Consider the following 23,641-nt stretch of genomic DNA (forward strand, 5'->3'; position numbering starts at 1 on the left):
GAAGGGAAGTGTGCGATTGAAAGGCTCAAAAAATCAATTCAGCAGCGGTGATGTCGTTCAAGTGAAAGAAACGGGTGAATCGGTCACCATTTTAAAATGCCAATATGTCAAACATATGAAAACCTATTCTTATATCGTTTCCGAACATCCAAAGACGTTCTTTTTTGAGAATGAATTCAAAAGAACAACATAATCAACAACTATTAATAAACTGTTAGACACCGCTGATCGAGGAGGCGGTGTTTTTTTATTAGATAAGAAAGCATAAAAATTCTGAGTAAAGTACTCTCCAGCTCCAGCACCAAGCCCCTCGATGCATAAGCCGTCCCTCTACGAAAATCAGGATTTCCTTCGAGTTCCGTCTTATGCTGGCCGGGGCTGATTAAGGCGCTTGCGCTTTTCTTATTATCACACCTTAATTAATTTTCTGTTTTAGAAGGGATATAGTGGGACCATACTGAATTAATATCTATTAATTTGAGAAATAGGATGAGTTCACAAACAGGCATCTCACTACAAAGGGGATAGGGATATGGATACACCGAAAGAAATGCAAAAAGGCAGTAAGGAGATGATAGGGGGAAGTCCGGAAGAGAAGCCGATATGGCGGGTCATGCTCGTTTTTCTTGTACCACTGCTGCTCAGCAATGCGCTCCAATCCATTGGACAGCTGGTAGGAAGCATAGTGGTTGGGAGATATTTGGGAGTCAATGCTCTTGCGGCAATCTCCGCATTTTTCCCGCTGTTCTTCCTGCTTGTTTCATTTGCCATCGGACTGGGGTCGGGCAGTTCCATCCTGGTGGGGCAGGCATATGGAGCAAAAAATGAAGAACGTTTGAAAGCAATTGTCGGCACCACGCTTACATCTACGTTTCTTTTAGGACTGGTTCTTGCTGTCCTTGGAAGTGTATTTGCGTGGGATATTTTAAGGATAATGGGTACACCAGAGAATATTATCGATGTGACGGTCCATTATTCCAGGATCCTTTTCTGGTCTATGCCGATCATGTTTATGTATTTTGTCTATACGACTTTCATGAGGGGGACCGGGGACTCCAAGACGCCATTCTATTCCTTGATTGTCAGTACGGCGCTGAATATAATCCTGCTTCCGGTATTGATATTCGGATGGCTAGGACTCCCGGAACTTGGAATTTATGGTGCTGCTTATGCGTCGGTCATTTCAACCATTGTGACATTTTTCCTACTGCTGCTTTATTTGAAAATGGTGAAGCATCCGCTTCAATTTGATGCGAGTGTCAGGAAGCACTTAAAGATCGAATGGAATCTAATGAAGCTTCTATTGCGCTTAGGTATACCTGCGAGCGTCAATATGATCCTGCTTTCTCTTTCGGAAATTGCCGTCATTGCTTTTGTCAATGCATACGGATCTGACGCGACGGCAGCCTACGGGGCGGTAAATCAGGTAGCAAGCTACGTCCAGATGCCTGCCATCAGTTTAGGGATAGCTGTATCGATTTTTGCGGCGCAGGCGATTGGTGGAAATCAATTCGACCGTCTGCAGAAAGTGATCAAGAGCGGGATCATCCTGAACTACATCATGGGCGGTGTGCTGATCATCCTGGTTTATATTTTTTCCAGGGGCATCCTTGCTTTGTTTATCACCAATCAGCATACACTTGATATAGCGGAGAGGCTTTTAGTCATCACATTATGGAGCTACTTGATTTTTGGGCATGCCCAAATCATCACCGCTTCGATGAGGGCGAGCGGTACGGTTTTGTGGCCGACGGTTTTCAGCATTATTTCGATTTGGGCTGTGGAGGTGCCGATTGCTTATCTGCTTTCTCACTACACAGATCTAGGCATCAACGGCATTTGGCTCGGCTATCCGGCAGCGTTCATTGTCAGCTTGATTCTGCAGTACGGATATTATCAGCTGTCATGGAAAAAGAGAAAAATCGAGAGGCTCATAGACTGAATTAGAAAAGCGGAAGCGCCTGTTAAGAGGCGCCGAGGTTGGACTGAAGCACCACGAGATAAAGGAAACACGGAGAGCGCAGCGATCCGATGTTGACTTAACGTAAGTGTGCTGAAGGAAACCTCCCAGCCTCTAGGTGCTGGAGCTGGACACCGAAAAAAGAAGAGGCTATCCACAGACAGCAGTGGATAGCCTCATTTTTTTGAATAAAATGTCGGCACTTATGATGAAATCAGCGATGCCAATGTCCAGATGGCAAAAGCGGCAATAATGCCTCCGGATAACCGATTGATACGGAGCAAGATGGCAGGTGTCATCTTGCTTTTGGCTAAATTCACCCCGGAACTTAGTATAAACCACCATAGGATGGAACCAAAAAAGACACCGAATACGAGCTGGAGAGAAGAGCTGATACCTGGCTTCTGTCCTCCAATACCCGCGAAAATCGCGAGGAAAGACAAGATTGTCATGGGATTGGAGAGCGTCAAAAGAAATACGGAAAGAAATGCAGTCCATCCAGCTTTTTCGGGAAGGATTGCTGGGGCATTTGCAGGCTGGGAAAAATACGTTCGCACTCCCAAATAGAGAAGGAAGACGCCGCCAATCAAATGAATCGGATCCTGATAGCCCATAAGGAACCGAGAGATGCCTGTGAGTCCAAAGCCCGCAATCAGGCCGTAGACACCGTCAGCAAATGCTGCCCCCATGCCGGTAATGAAGCCGGATTTCTTTCCATGCATAAGGGTATTCCGGATGCAGAGCACCCCGATGGGTCCGACTGGTGCAGCAATGGAAAGACCAATTAAAAGGCCCTTTATTAAAATCCAAATGTCCATTGGTCAGCCTCACAGCATTTTGCTGCTGTTGAGAGGCAGCCTGAAGGATTCCTTTGCAGTATCCATCACAATTGTAGTCCTCGTACGGACAATTCCTTGAAGACCCTTTATTTCATGGCTTACGACGCGGTCCAAATCCTTGGTATTACGGCAGCGGATTTTAAGCAAGTAATCATCTTCGCCGGCAATATGATGGCATTCCTGAACTTCATCGAGATGATTGATCAGCTCTAAAAAAGGTGCTCTGTACGATGGACGTTCTAACGATACCGCAACAAAAGCAGTCAATTCGGAACCGACGGCCTCCCCGTCAATGAGGATGCCGAATTTTTTAATGATCCCTTGTTCTATAAGCCTATTCACCCGTTCTGCTGCTGCAGGGGCGGACAATCCGATTTCAGCTGCGAGGTCGGCCCACTTCATTCGTGAATTTTCCATCAATCGTTCAATTATTTTCAAATCAAAAGCATCCATTTTAAATAACCTTCATTTCTTTTGTTTTTATGTATAATAACTTATTTTAATAAGTTTTTTCAATGATTTTTTCGATAAAAAATAACTGGAGCATGACAGTGGCAACAAAAAAGGATAATCCTCATGACGAAAAGGATTATCCTTAAGACGGTAAGTAATGGTATTAGATGCTGCAGCTGCCGTCCCCGCAGTTTCCGGAAGGGTCTTCGTTGTTCCCGTTTTCTGGAGTCAGAACTTTCAGCGGCTGCTTTTCCTGTTCTTCCTCCCACACCTTATTCAGGACTTCGAGGAAGACTTCGCTTGGCTGTGCTCCTGAGACAGCATATTTTTGATTGAACACATAGAACGGCACGCCTGTCACTCCGATTTGTGCAGCGATTTGCTGATCCTGGTTGACTTCTTTACCAAAATCATCGCTTTGCAGGACGCTGCGGACTTCATTTTCATCGAGTCCAACCTCGCCAGCCAATTTCACTAATGTGTCATGATCCCCTAAATGGAGGGAGTCGGTGAAGTAAGCTTTCAGGAGCCTTTCTTTCAGTGCCTCCATTTTCCCTTGCGTCTTCGCGAAGTGGGTAAGGCGATGTGCATCGAAAGTATTTGTCGGAATAAGCGTGTCGATGTGGTAATCAAGTCCCACTTCCTTTGCCTGCTGGGTCATCTGTGCATTCATCTGCTTCGCCTGCTCGACGCTCATTCCGTATTTCTTCGCAAGCAATGTATGCATATCGTGCTCGTTGTCACGAGGCGCAGAAGGGTCCAATTGGAAGCTTTTAAACTCTACATCCACCTCATCACTATGGGCGAATTGCTTCAATCCACCTTCTAATCTGCGTTTCCCTATATAACAAAACGGACATGCGTAATCTGACCAAACCTCTACTTTCATGAAAAAACAACTCCTCTATATTAATATTCTGCGACTTATTTCCATCAACAATCACATTATAAAGGCACACTCCCCAAGATATCCAACAGAAGAACTCATTCGACAAAAACCGGGTAGTGTCCAGCTTCAGCGCCTAGCCCCTCGAGTCATAAGCCGTACCTCTACGGAAATCAGGATTTCCTTCGAGTTCCGTCTTATGCTGGTCGGGGCTGTTCGAGGCGCTTACGCTTTTCTATGTGACAGTCACCTGTCGAATGTTTTTCGACAGGATTCGTGCTCATTTTCAACCATAATTAATCTATCCATTTATTCCCACTAATTCGATAAAAATTTTTACAAAAAAGGTCTTGTAATTTTAGGTTAAAAGTTGCATTATGTTATTTGTGAATCTGAGCAGGACCGTTCGGAAGGTTTGCCTTGTCTTTACACAAGGCTGCTGGAATTCATTAATTTTCTGACACAAGGTGATGGGAATGCTATTTCATGAACGCTTATTAAAAAATAAAATCGGCATGCCAAAGGCTTGCTTGCATTTAGATAACGATGTTTATTCCAAAGGCGGCTGCATTAACGGCAAACTTGAAGTAAAAGGCGGCAGCGCAAAAAAGAAAATCAAGCGCTACGACATTGATCTTATCAGCATCGATCAATTTCAAAAGAAAGAAGAAACAATCAACAGCCGTTCCGTTTTTTGTTCACATAACTGCTCGCCAAACAAAACTGGTACTTTTTCATTTGTCTTGAACATTCCGGAAAATATTGAAAAGGCAGCTGAAACTAAAAAGTTTTGTGTGCTCATCAGAGTTGTACTGGAAAATGCGCACAGCATCATTCAAAAGTACCCAATTCATATTAATCAATTAGTGGATTAATAGACTACTATACAAATAGCATACTAGAACCCAGTTGTTATGAATTTGCATAATCAATGACATCAAGATCATTTGTATAAATCCAAAAGGCAGGATAATATCCATGCCTTTTTTCTTCGACAAAAATCGGGTGGTGCCTGTCACTTCGGGTATGTCACCTCAGGTAATGATAAACTGTCCTTAATAAGCAAACGGGGAGGAAGCGCTGTGACGATCATTTTGTTCATTCTTGCCGGGCTGGCTGAAATTGGGGGCGGGTATCTTGTCTGGCTTTGGCTGCGCGAAGGCCAGCCATTCTGGTATGGCATCGTTGGCAGCTTGATCCTTGTTATATATGGCGTCATCCCTACGCTTCAAAGCTTCCCTTCGTTTGGCAGGGTTTATGCTGCTTATGGGGGAGTGTTTATCATTCTATCCGTTCTTTGGGGCTGGGGAATTGATAAAAAGACCCCGGATACATTCGACTGGATTGGCTCTGTCATCTGCCTCATCGGCGTGGGGGTCATGCTTTGGTGGCCAAGAGGATAAAAAAACAGCGTCCACAATCTCTAATTTAGAGGAGAGCGGGGCGCTGTTTCTTTTTATTTTTTTCCTTCCTGTTTCGGCTGATCCATACTTGCCTCCAGCTGGTTTGCTTTTGAAATCAAAATGGCGCTGAAAATGATGGTTAAAATCATATTGAAGATTGTCATCATTAATAGAACCACAAATTTATTATCCGTCATCACGATTCCTCCTATGGAATTACTCTCCTCCATAGGATGGTCCATTTTTGCGGAAATATGAATGAAACGCTTACTCGGATGGATGAGGAATTTCTTTTCTTGTCATTTATATTTGAGTGATGTAACATGGGGGATGTAAAAATGAATACGCGATTTTTCCACTAGGGGTGCGAAAGCTGAGAGAGGCAGAAGCCTTAACCCTTAGAACCTGATCTAGTTTGTACTAGCGTAGGGAAGTGGTTGTGGTGCATCTCGCTATATAGCGAGGCTGCTTCGTTGATGATGTTAAACGACAACCGTTTCTGCCTGTGCAGGAGCGGTTTTTTTTATGTTTTAAATCATCCTGGTACAGCAGGGAGAGGTAGTGGGAAAACGGTAGAGGAGGAGAATGAAATGTCATTTTCAAAAGAATGCCGGCAAGCGGCTAATGAAATTTGGGAAGCGAGCTTCCGCCATCCGTTTGTACGTGAGTTGGGAGAAGGAAGTTTATCCAGAGAAAAATTTCGGTTTTATGTGATGCAGGATGCCTATTATCTTAGCCATTTTGCCCGCGTCCAGTCATTCGGTGCTGCAAAAGCGTTGGATATGGAAACGACGAGCCGATTGGCCGCGCATGCCCAAAGCACAGCTGAGGCGGAGTTGAGCCTGCACAGCAAATTTTCAACAATAATGGGCATTACAGAAGAAGAGCGTGCATCGTTTAAGCCGGCGCCAACTGCCTATGCCTATACATCCCATATGTACAGGGCGGCCAGTCTTGGAGGGTTGGGTGAAATCATCGCTGCATTGCTGCCGTGCTACTGGCTTTACTATGAAATCGGGGAAAGGCTGAAGGACTGCAAGCCGGAAGACCCCATCTATCAGGAGTGGATTGCAGCCTATGGCGGCGACTGGTTCCGAACGCTTGTGGAAGAACAGATCAACCGCCTTGATGTGTTGGCAGAAGAAGCAACTGACAGGCAGAGGGCGCAAATGAAAGAGCTCTTTATCATCAGCAGCCAATACGAACTGCAATTCTGGGAAATGGCCTACACGCAGGAAACATGGCCAAGTAACACTCCAGGTGCCTGTCACAACCCGAAATTTGTCGATTCATGCGAGAAGGAGGGAGTAAAATGAGCAGAAGACAGAATGGACTGAAGTTGACGGATGTTTTGGTGACGATTGTTGTAGCAATCGTGTTTGGGTTGATTTACAAGGTGTGGGGGCCGCTGTACAGTTTTGCGGCTACCCTTGGCCTTCATATTGATCAGTTGATCTATGGGATGTGGTTTATGGCGGGAACAGTCGCCTATCTTTTGATTCGAAAGCCTGGTCTTGCCTTATTGGCAGAGATCGCAGCCGCCAGCGGCGAATTCCTGACTGGTTCCCAATGGGGCCTCGAAGTACTCATATACGGCGTAATCCAAGGCTTGCTGGCTGAGCTTGTTTTCTTGTTATTCCGCTATAAGCGCTACGACATATTGGTGGTATCGCTTGCTTCCATCGGTTCTGCCGTCGGTTCCATTTCCATGGATTGGTACAAAGGGTACATTGGAGATTTGGCCCCGTGGAATCTCACTTTATACCTTGTCGCAAGACTCATTGGCTCCGTCCTGATTTCCGGCGTCTTTGCCTACTATTTGGTGAAGGCTCTTGAGCAGACAGGTGTGACAGGCATCTTGAGGCCTATCTCCAAAAAGGAATACGATTCTCTTGATCAATGATGAGGTGAGCAGCATGAGCACCATTTGCAAAGTGGAAAACTTACGGCTGAAATATCCCGGAAATGAAGGGCTCGTTTTTAAGGATTTTACACTTTCCATCAATCAAGGAGAAAAGGTGCTGCTTATTGGACCGTCGGGCTGCGGGAAATCAACTCTGCTTCAGGTGATGGCAGGGATTATTCCGCAGTCCTATGAAATCCCCATGAAAGCAGAGACCATTCAAACCCCTGAATCATGGGGGTATATCTTTCAAGACCCTGATTCACAGTTTTGTATGCCCTACGCAGACGAGGAACTCGCTTTTGTACTTGAAAACTTAAATGTACAGCCGGAAGCCATGCAGCAGCGCATCCATGAACTTCTAAAAAGCGTCGGCCTTCCCTTTGACGATATCCATCAGGAAATCAACGGGATGTCAGGTGGGATGAAGCAGCGCCTGGCTATAGCGTCTGCACTTGCGTTGGATCCGGAAGTCTTGTTCCTCGATGAACCGACGGCAATGCTCGATCAAGAAGGAACGGAAGACATCTGGAAAACCATCCTTAACGCAGCAGCTGATAAAACGATGGTGATTGTTGAACATAGGCTTGAGCATGTATGGGATCTGGTGGACAGGGTCATCATGCTTGGCAATGATGGAACAGTCGCTGCGGAGGGCCCGCCGGCTTCCATTCTTCGCCATCATAAGGAAACGATGCGGGAGCAAGGGATTTGGTATCCGGAAGCATGGAGCGACTATTTGAGTGGAAAAAAGAAACAAACAAACTCTCCTGAAACTATAGAAGTGATTTCATTAAATGAATTTCGAGGCTTTTATGGAAAAGAAGAGCGTATCTCAGTCCCGCATGCCTTGGTAATGAAAGGCGATTGGATCAGTGTCATCGGCAAAAATGGAGCGGGTAAAAGCACGCTCCTTCACAGCTTGATGAAGCTTATACCCACCAAAGGGAAGTACACGATCAATGGAAAGGCTGCAGGGAAAACGGATGACTTAACACATGCTATCACGTTTGTTTTTCAAAATCCGGAACATCAATTTGTGAGCCATACCGTCTATGACGAAATCGGCTACACCCTCCGCATTCGGGGAGAGGCAGAAGAAGATGTGAAGGAAAGGGTAGAGGAAATGCTGGACATGTTTCATCTGAACGGATGCCGAAGCCAGCATCCATATCAGCTTTCCATGGGGCAGAAGAGAAGACTGAGCGTCGCAGCGGCCATAGTTTCACAGCCTGACATCGTCCTTTTAGATGAGCCGACATTCGGACAGGATGCCAAAAATACGTTTGCCATTCTGGAAATGATGGAACATTGGAGAAAGCAGGGGACCACAATCCTCATGATTACTCATGAACCGGAAATCATAGAGAACTATTCTACAAGAGTATGGAAAATTGAGAATGGAGAGCTTGTAAAGGAAAAAGATGTTCAATTGAATTTGACTGATCCATCTGGGGTGAAATTCCATGCATAGGTCTTTTCAATATCAGGAAACGTGGCTTCATAAAGTCAACCCATCCTTAAAACTGCTCAGTCTCTTGATTCTTTTTTTAGCAGCCCTTTTCATCAATAACCCAAATGTTCTCATGAATTTCACCATATTATTGTCCATCATCCTGTTTTGTTTTTCAGGACACCCGATCAAAAGAGTATTTTTGATTACCTTTCCATTTTTCCTCATATCCCTGACAACGGCAATTCCGATGATTTTGTTCGGGACCGGAGAGGAACAATGGATTCATTGGGGAATCATCCAGGTTTCAAAAGAAAGCTTTATCAGGGGCTTGCATATCGGATTGAGGGCTTTCGCGTTTACCCTTTTGGGCCTTTTATTCAGTCTGACAACCCGCCCGGTCTATTTATTCTACTCGCTGATGCAGCAGCTGAAGCTCAGCCCTAAATACGCTTACAGTTTCATGGCAGGCGTCCGTTTGATTCCGATTATGATTGCGGAATTCCAGACCATCCGCTCAGCCTTGAAAGTCAGGGGCATACAGAAAAGGAAGGGGCTGAAAGGGGTCTATCACATGATGAAGACCTACTCCATTGCATTGCTTTCCCAAAGCATCCGACGTGCGCATCGTATGGCAGTCGCCATGGAAGCCAAGCGTTTTAACAGCAGCGCCCAAAGGACGTTTTATTACCAACTGGGCTTCAGCCGCTTGGATTGGCTGTGGATAGGACTGGTGATTTTGATGGTTCCGGCTATTTATTTAACGGGCATACATTTTCCTTATATCCCGATAACGGATGTAAGAGGATGAGGAAACAAAAAGAGCTTCCCACAGGCAGGCGATATTCTGCTCATGGGGAGCTTTTTTACGATAATCATAACTCTAACGATAAAAATTCTTTTAGACCGGCTTTACCGCTGGCGGTCACTTTAACTGCGCGGGTGCCTGGGATGCGCGTCAGCCATTCCAGCTCAAACATCCTTTCTAAAAGAGCGTGGCCAAGTGATCCGGCCAAATGATATCTGCGTTCTGTCCAATCCAAGCAGCATTTTGCAAAGGCCCTTCGTTTCTTTTTGGCTTCTTCGAGGTCGATTTCCATCCGAGTAAAAAGTTGTTCTCCTTCTGGCGTCAGGATGAAGTTTAAATCATCTTTTTCTAAATAGCCTTTGTCAATCATCATTGTGGTAAGTGCCACACCTACATGGCCAGCAAGGTGGTCATAGCAAGTACGCGCATAGTCAATGGCTTTCTTTTCGCTTGCTTGGCGCAGGGATTTGACAGGCTCAGGAGTGGATAGTTGCAGAAGCTTCTCCACTATTTCAGCTGCTTCATTATTGACTAGCCGATAATATCGATGCCTGCCATGCTTCTCTGCACAAATCAAGTTGGATTCCATCAACTTGTTCAAATGAAAGCTTGCTGTCTGGGGCTTGATTTTAGCCGCAAGTGCCAATTCACTTGCAGGGTGAACACTGCCGTCCATTAGGCATACCAGCATGGCCGCTCTTGAAGGTTCACTGATAGCAGCAGCCACAGAAGAAATATTGGGGTTCATCCTAATTCCACCTTTCAATAATTTACATCCATATTTCGATGATAATTGAAATGTAAAAAATATACAATGGATGAGTGAATGAATGGAGGGAATGAAATGAAAACAGAAACGCGGGAAAACATAAGGGAAATTCATCCGAAAGTCATGTATTATGGAACGCCTGTTGTTTTATTGAATACGCTCAATGAAGATGGAACCACCAATATAAGCCCTATATCTTCTTCCTGGGCGCTTGGGAAAAATATCATTCTCGGAATCGGCCTTGGAGGAAAAGCGATCGAGAATTTGGAAAGACATAAGGAATGCACGATAAACCTTCCGGATCCAAGTTTATGGGAGAAAGTTGAAAAACTGGCTTCATACACCGGGAAAGTGGAAGTGCCGGATATTAAAAAAGAAATCGGTTTTTCCTATATGAAAGACAAGTTCCATGCTGCAGGATTTACAGCGGTTGAATCTAAGACAGTAATTCCGCAGCGGATTCAAGAATGTCCCATACAGATTGAAGCCAAAGTCAATCATATCCGTATTCCGGAATACGATCCGTTTTTTGCAATCGTTGAAACGGAAGCTATCCATTTTCATGCTTCGGAAACGATATTAAAAAATGAGAACTACATCGACCCTGCTAATTGGAGTCCGCTTATCTATAACTTCCGCCACTACTTTGGGCTTGGAAATGAACTTGGGAAAACATTTAGAGCATGAAAAGAGCCCTGCTGAATTATTCGGCAGGGCTCTTGGAATTTGAAGCATTCGATTATTTCTTCTTCATCAACGCAACGATAAAGGCAAGGACTGCAATCACCAATGCCCCAATGGATAGATAGAGAGGAAGGGATGAAGCGTCACCCTCATTATCTTCACTCTGAACATCTGCTGCTGAATGGGAGGCGTGATGATCACCTTCCATACCGGTGCTTTTGCTGACAACCGTGATGGACGCAGGCTTATCGGAATCTTCCGGGCCGATCCATTTTACTTCGCTGTTATCTGCATAGGTTTGGTAGGCTTTCCAGATCAATTGATCTGCATTGTCGCTCACTTTTCCCTGCATATCGAATTCACCGAATTCAGTGGAGGAAATTCCTTTATCATCAGCTTTCCACGTGATGCTTGTTACCTTGCCGCTTGCACCTTTTTCGAATGTATAAGACCATCCTGGAACAGCTTTAACCCTGGAGATGTCGACTCCATCCGGCACAGCGACTTTCAACATGGTTGTTGCCATTTCTCCTTCAGATGGCACCCTTACCGTAAATTTTTCATATGTCCCCTGTTGTACTTCTTTTGGAAATACTACAACGTGTGCGCTTGCCATGCCTGCAAAAGCAAACAGTAATACGAATGCGAGTGGAATCATTTTCAATGCCTTTTTCATTTTGGATTACCTGCTTTCATTTAGTATTTATTTCATAAAGAGTGAACTCTTTTTTGAAAACGGAATAGTTGTCCTTACTGTCGTAAACGATTATTTCCATCTGCCAATCGCCAGGTGCTGGGAAGTAAATCCCGTCAGCACGATAGAAGTATGAGCTTCCTGTATTTTTATAAGATTTTAGCGGGACCTCGATAGGTTCCGCTTCTTCTTTTCCTATCTGCTTCAGGACCAGTTGGACATCATTGGGTTTCTGTCCGTCCGGAGTTTCTACAGTGGTTTGAAAGTGGCTGTTTGTCCCCGGCTGCACGGGGGACACAGCTGTTGAAACCTTAAAGTCATTTTGTGTGCTTGCCCACTCGATCGGTTTATTTTCTGGAAGAGGGCTTGTGTATGTAAGTCCCCCAACGATGGCAGTGATGAGGATCATGAGCGTCAGATCTGCCCGGAACCATTTGCGGAAGCCATCTTCTTGCAGCTTGGCCAATTTCTTGCGCAAGGCTGCTCCAATTATGAGCACTATGCATGCTAGACCGATTTTTGACAGCAAGAGGATGCCCCATAAATCTTTCGTTAGATAAGAGATATCTCCTGCGAGCATCAAAGTCAGTATCCCTCCTGTTAGAAACAGAAGGATCATGCTGGCCAATGCACCTTGAGAGAAAAGAGGGATGAACTTCTTTGTTTGTTCACGGTGTCTTTTCCAGAAAATCAAAATATAGAATAATCCGCCTGTCCAGATGGCTGCTGAACCTAGGTGGAGTATATCAAAAGAGATGCCTAATATTTTTGGGACAGTTGAATTGGCATGTCCATTGACCCCTTCAAGTGCTAAAAGGGAAAGGATCCAGAAGCCGTCAAACCATTTTGATTTCCCGCCAATCCATAAACCTGCAATGCTGATGATCAGCGAGAGTCCCCAAGCGATTCCAAATGATGTACCAGTAAAGAAAGGAATAAGGTTGTTTACATTCAGGGAGTGTCCGGATAACAGCACATCGGCGTTTGGTCCGATTCCAATGATGATCAGCATGTATATATAAAACCATTTCATGCGCATCAGCCAGTTTTTTTCGTTTGGCGCCGTTATGAATGAATCAGGTGAAATTATCCGCCATGCAAGCCATCCAGTAAGAATGAGGAGGCTTAAGTAATAAATGGAGCGGAAAAACCAGACGAGCCCGAATGGACTTGAGCTTCCAGTGCTGCTGAGAATTTGTGATTTCTCGGAATCCGAAAGCGGCTTCCCGATGGAGAACACATAGGTGGAGCCCACGGGGTGTCCGTCCTGGGAGGTGGCCCTATAGGTAACTGAGTAGACTCCATTCTTCAACGGAGGAAGCTTGATGGACAATTGTTGGTGGTTCTTGCTCAACGATGTTTCGCTGGAAGTGGATGATCTCCCGTTTGAGTCCTTCACTTTAATTTCGTAAAGGCCGCCTTCAAGCCGTTCATTGAACGTAAGAATGATTTGCTCTGGTGCTTTTTTAAGTGTGCTGTTTTCCATAGGTGAAGCTGACAGTAGTACAGCATGGGCATCAGCCAATTTTGGAGGCAATAAGCTGAAGATGGCCAAGAAGCTTAAAAACAATAGCCGCAGCCAACCCTTATGTATCTTCATAGAAGCCACCTCCTCATTAGTAGTTAATTTTTAACTGATTTTCACATTTTCAAACTTAATTATAGTGAACATTTGCTTTAATAGCGCGAAAGGTTGTGAACGATTGGTAGCGAAATGTTGAACATTTTATAACAATGAGTAACAAGATAACGATTGAAATCCTTTTTTGGATCACTTGAAAAAGCATTACACCAGATGAATTCCCTCAGTGAATGATTATTTTTTTTTAGAACGGGTAAAGTACATATAGAATCAATGAAGAAGAAAGGAAGATGTATTCATGGATCAAAAAATGAAAGAGTTAATCGATGGTTTAAATGAGGATTTAGCAAACGAGTATGCTGCTTCCATTATGTATACATACAATGCAGCTGTAGTATCAGGTTTGTATCGTCAAACGCTGAAGCCTTTCTTTGAAAGTGAAATCAGCGATGAGCAGGGACACGCATTGTACTTGGCTGAAAAAATCAAAACATTGGGCGGATCACCGACAACAAAGCCTGCTGAAGTGAAGCAGCTGACAGATGTTCAGGAGATGCTTGAAGAAGCGCACCGTGCAGAGAAAGATACAATCGAACGCTACGAGAAACGCAAAAAACAGGCAGAAGAGCTCGGTTTGACAGAACTGACTGTCAAACTTGATGATATGATTGCAGATGAAACAGGACATATGGAAGAAATCGGGCGCATTCTAAGCGATGCCCGTTTTAACTAAATAGAATAGACGAAAACCCCCGCCGGGATTGGCGGGGGTTTTGTTTATTTTTGTTTAATTATTTCTTTGATTCGATCATGGATATTCCCTTCGTACAAACCGCCGTGGTAGCAGATGACCTTGTCAATATCGAGTTCAAGCAGCTGCTTAAGCGAATGGAGTGCAGAGGTCATATCGAGTGTGACGGATGGTGAAGGACCTTGAAGCTCTCCATTTTCCACCACCATGGCGTCTCCGGCTATCAATGTCTTGCTTTCGTGATGGTAAAGGCTGATATGTCCTGGAGTATGTCCCGGGGTAGCGAGGACGGTCAATCCGCCGCCGAAATCCAACACGTCTCCCCCGGTTATGACTTTGTCGACTGGAGCTTGCGGCGGATTTTTTAAGATAGAAATAAACGATTTTTTCCATTGCTCTGGAATATCTGCAGGGAGACTTGCTTCCACTTTAGAAATAGCTTCATCCGTAATCTTCAGTAATCGTTTATCTCCCTGGATATATGGCCGTTCCACACTGCTGGCCAAAACCTGGATAGATCCTTCTGCTTCTTCAAGGAGAGCAGGGAGGCTGCCGATATGGTCAATATCCTGATGGGTAATGAGGATAGTCGAAAGAAAATCCATCCGGATGCCTGCTTTTTCAAACGCTACTTTAAAGAGTGGAAGCTGGCCGGGAAATCCGGTATCCAATAATAGAGCTCCCTTATCATCCCAGATTAATACAGGATGGATTGTCTGAACAGCCCCCATCATTTCTGCCGATATCTCAAGCATTTCAATTCCGTTTCCGATTTTCATATTCGTGTTCGCCCCTTTATTTTTTCTACAAAATATAGAATAAAGAAAAAGAGGGGTCCGGTCAATTTAAAAATATTTAATTATAACACAAAAATATTTGTTTGTCAATATATTATGTCGCTAATTTTTACGTTAAATTTCCAAAAGAAATCCATAAAAAATGATTGGAATTCAAAAACAGTTTTTGTATAATGAACTAGCATTTATATTAAACATAAAGTTTCGTAATAATAAACTTTCTTCACTTTGAGTTTACTTATTTTAAACAGTGAGAGAGGTACTGAAATGAAAATAGGGAAGAAAATCAAAAACTTAAGGGTGAAAAAAGGGCTTACTCAAGAAGAGTTGGGTGAACGAACCGATTTAAGCAAGGGATATATTTCGCAGCTTGAAAGAGACCTCAGTTCACCTTCCATTGATACGTTCTTCAGTATTTTGGAAGTGCTGGGCTGTTCCCCGAAGGACTTCTTTGATGAAGAGGTTTCCGATCAAAAAGTCGTTTACCGGGAAGAAGATCAAACCGAGTATTGGGATGATGAAAAAGGCTACCGAATTCAATGGCTTGTGCCGGAATCGAATGAAAAGGAGATGGAGCCTATCATTTTAACGCTCCAGGAAAAAGGAGAGTTCAAAGCTTTCCCTCCGTCTTTATCAGAAACTTTTGCCTATGTCTTGGAAGGGAAGATCTCCGTTCGGATCGGGAATACCTTCTTTCATGCCAAACAGGGCGAATCGATTTATTATCTGGCCTCGGATGAGCACCAATTCATTAATGCCCATCATGGGACCTCAAAAGTTTTGATTGCCGCAACAGAATCTTATTTATAACGTTAGGGAGTGGGAATGAGTGGAAGAGCAGACGATCATTCGTTTTGAAAATGTAACAAAGAAATTTGATGAAACAACTGTATTGAAAGATGTCAGTTTTGAAATAGAAAAAGGGAAATTCTATACGCTCCTCGGACCTTCAGGGTGTGGGAAAACAACCATCTTGCGTTTAATCGCAGGATTCATGGAGCCTACTGAAGGAACGATCTACATCAATGACAAAAAAGTAAATCAATTGCCTGCTAATAAAAGACAGGTCAATACGGTGTTTCAGGACTATGCACTGTTTCCACATTTAAATGTATTTGAAAATGTCGCATTCGGACTTCGCATCAAGAAAATGAAAAATGCACAGATCCAGGAAAAGGTCCGTGAAGCGCTTCGCTTCGTGAACTTGGAAGGATATGAAACAAGAGAAATCAATGAAATGTCCGGCGGGCAGAGACAGCGTGTCGCAATTGCCCGTGCCATTGTAAACGAGCCTGAAGTAATCCTTTTGGATGAGCCGCTGTCGGCCCTTGATTTAAAGCTTCGTACGGAAATGCAGTATGAGTTGAGGGAGCTGCAGCGCAGACTGGGGATCACGTTCATCTTCGTCACACATGATCAGGAAGAGGCGCTTGCGATGTCGGATGAAATCTTTGTCATGAATGAAGGCGTCATCCAGCAAAGTGGTACACCTATCGATATCTATGATGAGCCGATCAACCGCTTTGTGGCGGATTTCATTGGGGAGTCAAACATCGTTTCAGGAAAAATGGTGAAAGATTACCTCGTTGAGTTTGTCGGAAAACAATTTGAATGTGTGGATAAGGGGCTTCAGTCCAACGAATCGATCGAAATTGTCATCCGTCCGGAAGATCTGGAGATCACAAAACCTGAACAAGGCAAGCTGGAAGTAAGGGTTGATTCTCAATTGTTCCGGGGGGTTCACTATGAAATCTGCGGATTCGATGATGCCGGCAATGAATGGCTTGTCCATTCAACGAAAAAAGCGGTAGTCGGTACGAAAATCGGGCTGTATTTCGAACCAGAAGCTATCCACGTCATGAGATTTAATGAATCGGAAGAGGACTTTGACAGACGCCTCGAAGGCTATCAAGAAGGAGCCTTAAAATGAGCAAAACGAGAAATGTCTACCTGATTCCTTATGTATTCTGGATTATATTGTTTGTCGTAGCTCCAATCCTTTTGATTGTCTATTATTCCTTCTTCAACATCGAAGGGGATTTTAGCTTTGAAAACTATCAAAAATTCTTTACACCTGTTTATATAAAAATGACGATAAGCTCCTTTTGGTATGCGTTTTTAATCACGGCCTTTTCCCTGTTGATTGCGTACCCGGCTGCTTATATCCTGACAAAGACGAAGCATAAGCAGCTTTGGCTTTTACTGATCATTCTTCCATCTTGGATCAACTTGCTGCTGAAGGCTTATGCATTCATCGGAATATTTGGAACATATGGAGCAGCAAATGCGTTTTTAGAAGCTGTCGGAATCGGCACAAAACAAATTTTGTTCACTGATTTCAGCTTCATCTTTGTTTCGGTCTATATTTTTATACCGTTTATGATTTTACCAATCTATAACGCCCTGGAAGAAATGAATCCATCCTTGATTTCTGCATCCCGGGATTTAGGGGCAAGCGCATGGACGACATTCAAGAAAGTGATATTCCCGTTGACGCTTGACGGAGTCAAATCGGGATGCCAGGCAGTATTCATTCCGGCCCTTTCTCTCTTCATGCTCACAAGGCTTATTGCCGGCAACCGGGTCATCACTCTCGGTACAGCGATTGAACAGCATTTCCTTGTGACGATGGATTGGGGAATGGGTTCCACAATCGCGGTGTTCCTGATTATTATCATGGTCGTCATCATGGTCACCACAGGCAGCAGAAAGAGAGGGCTGTAAAATGAGGAAAAACGGAAAACTTGCAAACGTCTATCTGGCAGCGGTCTTTATCATTTTGTACGCCCCGATCTTTTATCTGATGTACTACTCCTTCAACAGCGGGGGAACCATGCATGACTTCAAAGGCTTTACATGGGAATGGTACAAAGAAGTCTTCCATGATACACGTCTATTCATCATCGTACTCAATACATTGATCATCGCCCTTTTGTCGGCAGCGATTTCTACCATTTTAGGTGTCATCGGGGCAATTGCGATTGCGAATGTGAAAAAGAATCAAACGAAAAACACGCTATTATCCTTTAACAATGTCCTGATTGTCAGCCCTGATGTCATCATCGGAGCATCTTTCCTGATCCTGTTCACGATGATTGGCCTGAAGCTAGGATTCATGTCTGTCCTGCTTTCACATATTGCTTTCAGCGTTCCGATTGTCGTCATCATGGTCCTGCCGAAACTGCAGGAAATGAGCACATCTTTGATCGATGCAGCAAAAGATCTCGGCGCGAGCCGCTGGGATGTCCTGTCAAAAGTCATTTTGCCGTATATCACTCCTGGGATCTTCGCAGGATTCTTCATGGCATTGACCTACTCCCTTGACGATTTCGCTGTCACTTTCTTTGTGACCGGAAATGGATTCTCTACCTTGTCGGTTGAAATCTATTCCATGGCACGCCAAGGAATCTCATTGACCATCAATGCATTGTCAACGCTGATTTTCTTGTTCACGATGATATTGGTCGTGGGCTACTACTTCATTAATCAGCGGAATATGAAAGCGGGAAGAATGGGGGTTAGAAAATGAAGCAGCTGATGCGTGTATTTATAGCGATCCTCCTCATTTCCGGCGCACTCATTCTGCTCGTCGATAAATTGAATTCTTCTGCAGGTTATGGCGGCAAAAATACATTGACGATCTACAACTGGGGCGACTATATAGACCCGGATTTGATTAAGGAATTTGAAAAAGAATCAGGACTGAAGGTCATTTATCAGACATTTGATTCCAATGAAGCAATGATGACCAAAATCCAGCAGGGTGGAACCACTTACGATGTGGCGGTGCCATCTGAATATGCAATTGAAAAAATGAACGAAGAGCATCTGCTTCTGCCAATCGACAAGTCCAAACTGCCAAACTTGAAGTACATCAATCCTAAGTTCATGGACCTGTCCTTTGATCCCGATAATAAATATTCAGTTCCTTACTTCTGGGGAACGGTCGGGATTGTCTACAATCCTGATATGCTCGGCGGGAAGAAAATCACTTCCTGGAATGACTTGTGGGATAAGGATCTCAAGAATCAGATCCTTCTCGTAGACGGAGCACGCGAAGTCATGGGGATGGGCCTTAACAGCCTTCACTATTCCTTGAATGATACTAATGAAAAGCATCTGCAGGAAGCAAAGCACAAGCTTGATAAGCTGACGCCGAATATCAAAGCCATCGTAGGCGATGAAATCAAAATGCTCCTGGCTAACGAAGAAGCGGCCGTCGGCGTCGTTTGGTCCGGAGATGCAGCCGAGATCATGTATGAAAATGATAAATTGGACTACGTGCTCCCTAAGGAAGGGACCAATCTTTGGTTTGACAATATGGTCATCCCGAAGACTGCCAAAAATGTAAAAGGAGCTCATGAGTTCATCAACTTCATGCTCGATCCGAAGCACGCAGCGCAAAATGCAGACTACGTCGGATACTCAACGCCAAACGCAAAGGCATTGACATACCTTCCAAAAGACGTCTCCTCGGATACACGCTTCTATCCGACAGATGACATGACCGACAAGCTGGAAGTCTACGAAAACCTCGGAAAGAAAATGCTCGCTCACTACAACGAGCTGTTCCTTGAGTTTAAGATGCATGGGAAGTAGAAAAGCGGAGCCGACTGGTCAGAGGCGTAGAGCCTGGAGCGCAGCACCACGAGATAAAGGAAACACGGAGAGCGAAGCGATCCGATGTTGACTTATCGTAAGTGTGCTGAGCGAAGGATCCTAGCCTCTAGGAGGCGAAGCTGGACAAAGAAAAGCGGAAGCGCCCCGAAAGCCCCGACCAGCATAAGACGGAACTCGAAGGAAATCCTGATTTCCGTAGAGGTGCGGCTTATGACTCGAGGGGGTGGGTGCTGCAGCTGGACAGAGAAAAAAAGGAAAGGATCGCCGGGTAAGCTCGCTAATCAGAGCACCCCGCCGATCCTTATTTTTTATCTTCTTTCAACTCATATCGATCCAGCTCAAAATGATCCAGGAATTCCTGGTAGGCTTCCATTTTCCCTTCAATCTTGATTCGTTCCTCATCGCTCAGTCCGTCTTCTTTTACCATATCCCCTAATTCTTTCATTTTCGTCTTTAAATAAGAAGCAACATAAGTTTCACTGAATGTCGTATTAAACATGGAATCACCTCAAGTAGTTTTTCTAACCTATTCCCTTTACTGGCAGAATCAAACAACTTGAGTCAAATGTAATATATTACTAGGATTTATATTCCAAGTTTCGACATTATTTGCTATTATTCATATAATATGATGGATTTATAGGTATTAATCACCAGGATTCAAGAGGGACGATAATCACGCAAAGGAAGATGAACGATGAAAATTTCCGCTTTTTTTTCAAGACAAAAAGAAGATTCAATGGAATCAGCTAATCTTCCTAGCCTTAGCATCAATGATAAAAAGGTATATGAGGCATTGTTCAATAATCATATTGATTTGACTTTCATCTTGGATCGGGACGGGACTATATTAAATATCAATAAAGCCACTTCCAAGACGACGGGATTCAGTAAAAAGGAAATGATCGGCGAAAGTTTTATCCCATTTGTGGTCGAAGAGTATTTGGATGCGTCGATGAAGCTTTTCAATCATGTCCTTAAGGGGAAAACGCAGAACTCGATATTTGCCATCAAGGCGAAAAGCGGAAATCCGATACTGGTCAATTGCATTACCATTCCCATTACGGACGGCGGGGAAGTGGTGGGAGCGATCGGAATCTCAAAGAATATTACTGAAGAAGAAAACCTGAAAAAAGAGCTCGACTTGAACGAGCAGAAGTATCGATCATTATTTGAGAATCATCCGGATGCAGTGTATAGCTTGGACTTGGACGGTGCTTTTGTCGACTGCAATGATTCTTTATGCCGGCTGCTCGGCTATTCAAGGGAGGAATTGGCTTATTCATTCCACAGCCTTGTAGCAGAAGAGTATCTCATTTATACGAATGAATGCTTTGCTAAAGCTGCTGAAGGGATGCCGCAGAATTATAATTCAGTCGGAATCCACAAGAACGGCCAGAGGATTGCCGTTAACATTACAAACATTCCAATGATGATAGATGGAAAAATAGTCGGGGTCTTCGGAATCGCCAGGGACATCACAAGATCAAGAGCACAGGAAGAGGCTCTCCACAAAGTCCAAGACAGCCTGGTACATGCCCAGAAGATGGCGAACATCGGCAGCTGGGACTATGATTATGGAGCAAACGAAGCTTATTGGTCACTTCAGATGTATAAAATTTTCGGGATGAATCCCCATGCGGAGTTTAAGGCTTCCTATGAGACTTATTTGGAATTCATCCATCCTTCAGACCGAATGAGGTTCATCAGCGTATTCCAACAGGCAATCAAAAATCGCAAAAGCTTCAGCATCGAATATAAGATCGTTCGGATGGACGATGAAGTCAGGATTGTCCATCAGCAGTCGGATATCCTTTTGAACCCTTCTGGGGAGATTTCAAGAATCATCGGAACCATCCATGATATCACTGAGCGCAGATACGCTGAGAAGAAGCTGGTGGAAAGCGAAAAGCAATTCCGCAACATCTACAACAATTTGGATGTTGCCATTTGGTCGATCGATGTCCTTGATCCAAAGGTTTTATTCTGCTCAAAAGGTGTGGAGAACATATTTGGCTATCCTGCGAGTTATTTTGAAGAATGCTTCGACCAGTTGACGAATGCTATTTATCCTGAGGATTTCCTAGCCATTCGAAATGAATTTAAACAGCTGAAACAGGGGAAGACCATAAAGAAGCAATGCCGGATCTTTCATTCGACTGGTCAAATCAAATGGATTGAAGCGAACATCATCCCCATCATCGAAGAGGGGCAGTTCCTAAGGATTGATGGAATCACGACGGATATCACAGAGCAAAAAAGAAACCAGGAGACCATGGATCATTTGGCCCATCATGACTATCTGACGGATCTGCCGAATAGAAGGAAGTTCGATGAGGAATTGAAGGTGCTGATTGAGGAGTGTCCTTCATTTGCCGTTCTCTATTTAGATCTAGACAGGTTCAAGCATATCAACGATACCTTGGGGCATGCCATCGGGGATGAACTCTTGATTGAAGTGGCTAATAGAATGAGGACTCAATCCAATCAGCAAATGTTTATTTCCAGAATGGCTGGAGATGAGTTTTGCGTCCTCCTCAAAGAGCCAAGGGACTTAGATGACGCAATCAAGGCGGGGTGGTCCATACGGGAAGCCATCCAGGAGCCTTACTTTATACAGGACTATGAATTGCATGTCACCACCAGCATCGGAATCAGCCTCTACCCTGAGGACGGAAATGACGCCGATTCCATCCTGAAGCATGCTGATGCCGCGCTGTATCATGCAAAGCAGCTTGGGAAAAATACCGTACAAGTCTATCATTCTTCCATGAATGTAGAATCCTTTAAACAGTACTCCCTTGAGAAGGATATGAGGACGGCCCTTCAGGAAAATCAATTCTTCCTGCACTATCAGCCCCGTGTTGAAACGAATACAGGGAGGATCGTTGCAGCAGAGGCTTTGATCAGGTGGAATCACCCGGATTGGGGAATCATTTCACCGGGAGAATTCATTCCGCTTGCAGAGGAATCAGGTTTGATTATTGACATCGGGGACTGGGTCCTTGATGAGGTCTGTGCACAGCTGGAAAGATGGAAGGATGAAGGGCTGCCGATTGTGCCTGTATCCGTCAATGTGTCAGCAAATCGGTTCCTGCGCAATAATTTGACCAAGACAATTCAAACCACTTTGGAAAAATATCAAATTAATCCCAGCTTCATTGAAATTGAGATTACAGAAAGCACCATGATCCAATATCATGATGCCGTATTCCGGACCTTGGAGCAGCTTAGAGATCTGGGGATCAAGCTTGTATTGGATGACTTCGGTACAGGGTATTCTTCGTTGACGTATTTAAAGAAGTTTAAATTCGATACCTTGAAAATCGACCGTTCCTTTATTCAAAATCTGGATACTAATCCGGAAGACCAGGCGATTGCTGCTAACCTCATTAATTTGGCCCATGCCTTGAATATGAATGTAGTAGCTGAAGGGGTAGAGCAAATCAGCCATCTCGACCGAATGAAGAAAAAGCAATGCGATCAAATACAGGGATTCCTATTCAGCAGACCGGTCGATCATAAGGAATTTGCCGAAAAACTAAAGAATAAAATCATCGAACCGATAGTGAAGAAACAAAAAAATCCTTATAAATCCAAGCGGAAGTTTTTCCGGGTTTCGTTTCAATATGCGCTGGCTGCCAATATGACCATTATCCAAATCAATCAGAAAAAAGTGCGGTTGGGCACAACAGAGATATTGATTGAAAATATAGGGCCTGGCGGACTGCGGTTTGCTTCTTCTATAAATCTGCCCGTTCGAAAGGACATCATCTTAGCCATAGAGGCAAGAGTATTCGGACAAACCGTGCGCTTCAAAGGGATCATCGTTTGGTCCGAGGATCTGCATCAAGGGGTTTGCCGCTATGGATTTGAGTTCCAATTGGATGAAAAAGATAGAGAAAGGCTCATGCCTCTTCTGAACCATCTTCAAATCCAGTTGAGAAAGGATCCGTTGATTCCAGATTGCAGCTTTGTTGAATCAAGTGCAGCGGAATATTTTGCAGATAAATAACACGAGAAAAAGGACTGTACCGCA

25 protein-coding genes and 1 riboswitch are annotated in these 23,641 nt (G+C 44.1%); of the genes, 16 read left to right on the forward strand and 9 right to left on the reverse strand.

All coding sequences use genetic code 11. From position 1 onward, the window contains the following. Window positions 1–16: 16 nt before the first annotated feature. Window positions 17–193 carry a hypothetical protein gene (locus ABTV07_RS01240; protein ID WP_433746474.1) on the forward strand — a complete coding sequence of 59 codons (177 nt, stop codon included), beginning with the start codon at window positions 17–19 and terminating at the stop codon, window positions 191–193. A 378-nt stretch (window positions 194–571) separates the two neighbouring features. Further along, entirely contained in the window at window positions 572–1,942 is a 1,371-nt protein-coding gene (locus tag ABTV07_RS01245) for an MATE family efflux transporter (protein WP_433751028.1), read from the forward strand. Window positions 1,943–2,163: 221 nt separating this feature from the next. Here the strand turns inward: ABTV07_RS01245 and ABTV07_RS01250 are convergent, their stop codons facing one another. The 3 genes from ABTV07_RS01250 to ABTV07_RS01260 all read right to left on the reverse strand — a co-directional run bounded on the left by ABTV07_RS01250 (window position 2,164) and on the right by ABTV07_RS01260 (window position 4,141). After that, entirely contained in the window at window positions 2,164–2,778 is a 615-nt protein-coding gene (locus ABTV07_RS01250) for a LysE family translocator (protein WP_433746477.1), read from the reverse strand. Between the two features lie 9 nt (window positions 2,779–2,787). Then, window positions 2,788–3,252 carry an Lrp/AsnC family transcriptional regulator gene (locus ABTV07_RS01255; protein WP_433746480.1) on the reverse strand — a complete coding sequence of 155 codons (465 nt, stop codon included), beginning with the start codon at window positions 3,250–3,252 and terminating at the stop codon, window positions 2,788–2,790. A gap of 163 nt (window positions 3,253–3,415) precedes the next feature. Further along, window positions 3,416–4,141 carry a DsbA family oxidoreductase gene (locus ABTV07_RS01260; protein ID WP_433746483.1) on the reverse strand — a complete coding sequence of 242 codons (726 nt, stop codon included), beginning with the start codon at window positions 4,139–4,141 and terminating at the stop codon, window positions 3,416–3,418. A gap of 473 nt (window positions 4,142–4,614) precedes the next feature. Here ABTV07_RS01260 and ABTV07_RS01265 point away from each other — a divergent pair, with 473 nt between their 5' ends. Then, on the forward strand, window positions 4,615–5,013 hold the full coding sequence (locus tag ABTV07_RS01265) for a hypothetical protein (protein WP_433746485.1): 399 nt from the start codon (window positions 4,615–4,617) through the stop codon (window positions 5,011–5,013). Window positions 5,014–5,220: 207 nt separating this feature from the next. Further along, window positions 5,221–5,541 carry a YnfA family protein gene (locus ABTV07_RS01270; RefSeq protein ID WP_433746488.1) on the forward strand — a complete coding sequence of 107 codons (321 nt, stop codon included), beginning with the start codon at window positions 5,221–5,223 and terminating at the stop codon, window positions 5,539–5,541. A gap of 53 nt (window positions 5,542–5,594) precedes the next feature. On the opposite strand, the gene ABTV07_RS01275 is transcribed toward ABTV07_RS01270, so the two are convergent. Next, window positions 5,595–5,738: a hypothetical protein gene (locus ABTV07_RS01275; RefSeq protein ID WP_433746489.1), complete on the reverse strand. Its 144-nt coding sequence runs from the start codon at window positions 5,736–5,738 to the stop codon at window positions 5,595–5,597. 153 nt (window positions 5,739–5,891) lie between these two features. Continuing rightward, window positions 5,892–5,990: riboswitch (TPP riboswitch) on the forward strand. A gap of 141 nt (window positions 5,991–6,131) precedes the next feature. Between ABTV07_RS01275 and tenA the strand changes: the two genes are divergently transcribed. From tenA to ABTV07_RS01295, 4 genes are read left to right on the forward strand one after another with little or no spacing between them, the layout of a single operon-like run. Further along, window positions 6,132–6,857, forward strand: coding sequence for a thiaminase II (gene tenA, locus ABTV07_RS01280; RefSeq protein ID WP_433746492.1), 726 nt, complete (start codon window positions 6,132–6,134; stop codon window positions 6,855–6,857). Beyond that, window positions 6,854–7,444 carry an ECF transporter S component gene (locus ABTV07_RS01285; protein ID WP_433746495.1) on the forward strand — a complete coding sequence of 197 codons (591 nt, stop codon included), beginning with the start codon at window positions 6,854–6,856 and terminating at the stop codon, window positions 7,442–7,444. Before tenA ends, ABTV07_RS01285 begins: the two co-directional genes overlap by 4 nt. 13 nt (window positions 7,445–7,457) lie before the next feature. After that, entirely contained in the window at window positions 7,458–8,918 is a 1,461-nt protein-coding gene (locus ABTV07_RS01290; RefSeq protein WP_433746498.1) for an ABC transporter ATP-binding protein, read from the forward strand. Further along, window positions 8,911–9,708, forward strand: coding sequence for an energy-coupling factor transporter transmembrane component T family protein (locus ABTV07_RS01295; RefSeq protein WP_433746500.1), 798 nt, complete (start codon window positions 8,911–8,913; stop codon window positions 9,706–9,708). Before ABTV07_RS01290 ends, ABTV07_RS01295 begins: the two co-directional genes overlap by 8 nt. A gap of 64 nt (window positions 9,709–9,772) precedes the next feature. Here the strand turns inward: ABTV07_RS01295 and ABTV07_RS01300 are convergent, their stop codons facing one another. Then, entirely contained in the window at window positions 9,773–10,453 is a 681-nt protein-coding gene (locus ABTV07_RS01300) for an ArsR/SmtB family transcription factor (RefSeq protein ID WP_433746503.1), read from the reverse strand. Between the two features lie 96 nt (window positions 10,454–10,549). On the opposite strand from ABTV07_RS01300, the gene ABTV07_RS01305 reads away from it, so the two are divergent. Beyond that, on the forward strand, window positions 10,550–11,161 hold the full coding sequence (locus ABTV07_RS01305) for a flavin reductase family protein (RefSeq protein ID WP_433746505.1): 612 nt from the start codon (window positions 10,550–10,552) through the stop codon (window positions 11,159–11,161). A 52-nt stretch (window positions 11,162–11,213) separates the two neighbouring features. On the opposite strand, the gene ABTV07_RS01310 is transcribed toward ABTV07_RS01305, so the two are convergent. Together ABTV07_RS01310 and ABTV07_RS01315 are read right to left on the reverse strand one after the other, a co-directional pair. Next, a complete protein-coding gene (locus tag ABTV07_RS01310; protein ID WP_433746508.1) occupies window positions 11,214–11,834 on the reverse strand; it encodes a YcnI family copper-binding membrane protein in 621 nt (206 codons plus the stop codon). A 16-nt stretch (window positions 11,835–11,850) separates the two neighbouring features. After that, window positions 11,851–13,452, reverse strand: coding sequence for a copper resistance CopC/CopD family protein (locus ABTV07_RS01315; RefSeq protein ID WP_433746511.1), 1,602 nt, complete (start codon window positions 13,450–13,452; stop codon window positions 11,851–11,853). A gap of 280 nt (window positions 13,453–13,732) precedes the next feature. Here ABTV07_RS01315 and ABTV07_RS01320 point away from each other — a divergent pair, with 280 nt between their 5' ends. Continuing rightward, complete coding sequence (locus ABTV07_RS01320; protein ID WP_433746514.1) at window positions 13,733–14,167, forward strand: ferritin-like domain-containing protein; 435 nt, start codon at window positions 13,733–13,735, stop codon at window positions 14,165–14,167. A gap of 44 nt (window positions 14,168–14,211) precedes the next feature. Here the strand turns inward: ABTV07_RS01320 and ABTV07_RS01325 are convergent, their stop codons facing one another. Then, a complete protein-coding gene (locus ABTV07_RS01325) occupies window positions 14,212–14,964 on the reverse strand; it encodes an MBL fold metallo-hydrolase (protein WP_433746517.1) in 753 nt (250 codons plus the stop codon). Window positions 14,965–15,249: 285 nt separating this feature from the next. Here ABTV07_RS01325 and ABTV07_RS01330 point away from each other — a divergent pair, with 285 nt between their 5' ends. Genes ABTV07_RS01330 through ABTV07_RS01350 form a run of 5 tightly spaced genes read left to right on the forward strand, consistent with a single transcriptional unit; the run spans window position 15,250 to window position 19,581 of the window. Then, window positions 15,250–15,792, forward strand: a complete 543-nt coding sequence (locus tag ABTV07_RS01330) for a helix-turn-helix domain-containing protein (RefSeq protein ID WP_433746520.1) — start codon at window positions 15,250–15,252, stop codon at window positions 15,790–15,792. Window positions 15,793–15,811: 19 nt separating this feature from the next. Then, a complete protein-coding gene (locus ABTV07_RS01335; protein WP_433746523.1) occupies window positions 15,812–16,912 on the forward strand; it encodes an ABC transporter ATP-binding protein in 1,101 nt (366 codons plus the stop codon). Beyond that, window positions 16,909–17,706, forward strand: a complete 798-nt coding sequence (locus ABTV07_RS01340; protein ID WP_433746524.1) for an ABC transporter permease — start codon at window positions 16,909–16,911, stop codon at window positions 17,704–17,706. Before ABTV07_RS01335 ends, ABTV07_RS01340 begins: the two co-directional genes overlap by 4 nt. Window position 17,707: 1 nt before the next feature. Next, window positions 17,708–18,511, forward strand: a complete 804-nt coding sequence (locus tag ABTV07_RS01345; protein WP_433746527.1) for an ABC transporter permease — start codon at window positions 17,708–17,710, stop codon at window positions 18,509–18,511. Then, window positions 18,508–19,581 carry an ABC transporter substrate-binding protein gene (locus tag ABTV07_RS01350; RefSeq protein WP_433746530.1) on the forward strand — a complete coding sequence of 358 codons (1,074 nt, stop codon included), beginning with the start codon at window positions 18,508–18,510 and terminating at the stop codon, window positions 19,579–19,581. The genes ABTV07_RS01345 and ABTV07_RS01350 overlap by 4 nt, the downstream gene beginning before the upstream one ends. A gap of 322 nt (window positions 19,582–19,903) precedes the next feature. Here ABTV07_RS01350 and ABTV07_RS01355 read toward each other — a convergent pair whose 3' ends face one another. Further along, the gene (locus tag ABTV07_RS01355; RefSeq protein ID WP_433746533.1) at window positions 19,904–20,101 is read right to left on the reverse strand and encodes a hypothetical protein; all 198 of its coding nucleotides are present in this window, start codon (window positions 20,099–20,101) and stop codon (window positions 19,904–19,906) included. Between the two features lie 198 nt (window positions 20,102–20,299). Here ABTV07_RS01355 and ABTV07_RS01360 point away from each other — a divergent pair, with 198 nt between their 5' ends. Beyond that, on the forward strand, window positions 20,300–23,617 hold the full coding sequence (locus tag ABTV07_RS01360) for a sensor domain-containing protein (protein ID WP_433746536.1): 3,318 nt from the start codon (window positions 20,300–20,302) through the stop codon (window positions 23,615–23,617). The last annotated feature ends 24 nt before the right edge of the window (window positions 23,618–23,641 follow it).

The organism is Falsibacillus pallidus, from assembly GCF_050990905.1.
Taxonomy (GTDB): domain Bacteria; phylum Bacillota; class Bacilli; order Bacillales; family DSM-25281; genus Falsibacillus; species Falsibacillus pallidus_A.

Bases quoted from the DNA above. Each gene is read 5' to 3' on its own strand.
- ABTV07_RS01350 (WP_433746530.1), top strand. From the start codon at position 18,508: ATGAAGCAGCTGATGCGTGTATTTATAGCGATCCTCCTCATTTCCGGC.
- ABTV07_RS01260 (WP_433746483.1), bottom strand. From the start codon at position 4,141: ATGAAAGTAGAGGTTTGGTCAGATTACGCATGTCCGTTTTGTTATATA.
- ABTV07_RS01300 (WP_433746503.1), bottom strand. From the start codon at position 10,453: ATGAACCCCAATATTTCTTCTGTGGCTGCTGCTATCAGTGAACCTTCA.
- ABTV07_RS01295 (WP_433746500.1), top strand. From the start codon at position 8,911: ATGCATAGGTCTTTTCAATATCAGGAAACGTGGCTTCATAAAGTCAAC.
- ABTV07_RS01305 (WP_433746505.1), top strand. From the start codon at position 10,550: ATGAAAACAGAAACGCGGGAAAACATAAGGGAAATTCATCCGAAAGTC.
- ABTV07_RS01275 (WP_433746489.1), bottom strand. From the start codon at position 5,738: ATGACGGATAATAAATTTGTGGTTCTATTAATGATGACAATCTTCAAT.
- ABTV07_RS01285 (WP_433746495.1), top strand. From the start codon at position 6,854: ATGAGCAGAAGACAGAATGGACTGAAGTTGACGGATGTTTTGGTGACG.
- ABTV07_RS01255 (WP_433746480.1), bottom strand. From the start codon at position 3,252: ATGGATGCTTTTGATTTGAAAATAATTGAACGATTGATGGAAAATTCA.
- ABTV07_RS01250 (WP_433746477.1), bottom strand. From the start codon at position 2,778: ATGGACATTTGGATTTTAATAAAGGGCCTTTTAATTGGTCTTTCCATT.
- ABTV07_RS01310 (WP_433746508.1), bottom strand. From the start codon at position 11,834: ATGAAAAAGGCATTGAAAATGATTCCACTCGCATTCGTATTACTGTTT.
- ABTV07_RS01265 (WP_433746485.1), top strand. From the start codon at position 4,615: ATGCTATTTCATGAACGCTTATTAAAAAATAAAATCGGCATGCCAAAG.
- ABTV07_RS01315 (WP_433746511.1), bottom strand. From the start codon at position 13,452: ATGAAGATACATAAGGGTTGGCTGCGGCTATTGTTTTTAAGCTTCTTG.
- tenA (WP_433746492.1), top strand. From the start codon at position 6,132: ATGTCATTTTCAAAAGAATGCCGGCAAGCGGCTAATGAAATTTGGGAA.
- ABTV07_RS01355 (WP_433746533.1), bottom strand. From the start codon at position 20,101: ATGTTTAATACGACATTCAGTGAAACTTATGTTGCTTCTTATTTAAAG.
- ABTV07_RS01340 (WP_433746524.1), top strand. From the start codon at position 16,909: ATGAGCAAAACGAGAAATGTCTACCTGATTCCTTATGTATTCTGGATT.
- ABTV07_RS01360 (WP_433746536.1), top strand. From the start codon at position 20,300: ATGAAAATTTCCGCTTTTTTTTCAAGACAAAAAGAAGATTCAATGGAA.
- ABTV07_RS01345 (WP_433746527.1), top strand. From the start codon at position 17,708: ATGAGGAAAAACGGAAAACTTGCAAACGTCTATCTGGCAGCGGTCTTT.
- ABTV07_RS01325 (WP_433746517.1), bottom strand. From the start codon at position 14,964: ATGAAAATCGGAAACGGAATTGAAATGCTTGAGATATCGGCAGAAATG.
- ABTV07_RS01330 (WP_433746520.1), top strand. From the start codon at position 15,250: ATGAAAATAGGGAAGAAAATCAAAAACTTAAGGGTGAAAAAAGGGCTT.
- ABTV07_RS01245 (WP_433751028.1), top strand. From the start codon at position 572: ATGATAGGGGGAAGTCCGGAAGAGAAGCCGATATGGCGGGTCATGCTC.
- ABTV07_RS01290 (WP_433746498.1), top strand. From the start codon at position 7,458: ATGAGCACCATTTGCAAAGTGGAAAACTTACGGCTGAAATATCCCGGA.
- ABTV07_RS01320 (WP_433746514.1), top strand. From the start codon at position 13,733: ATGGATCAAAAAATGAAAGAGTTAATCGATGGTTTAAATGAGGATTTA.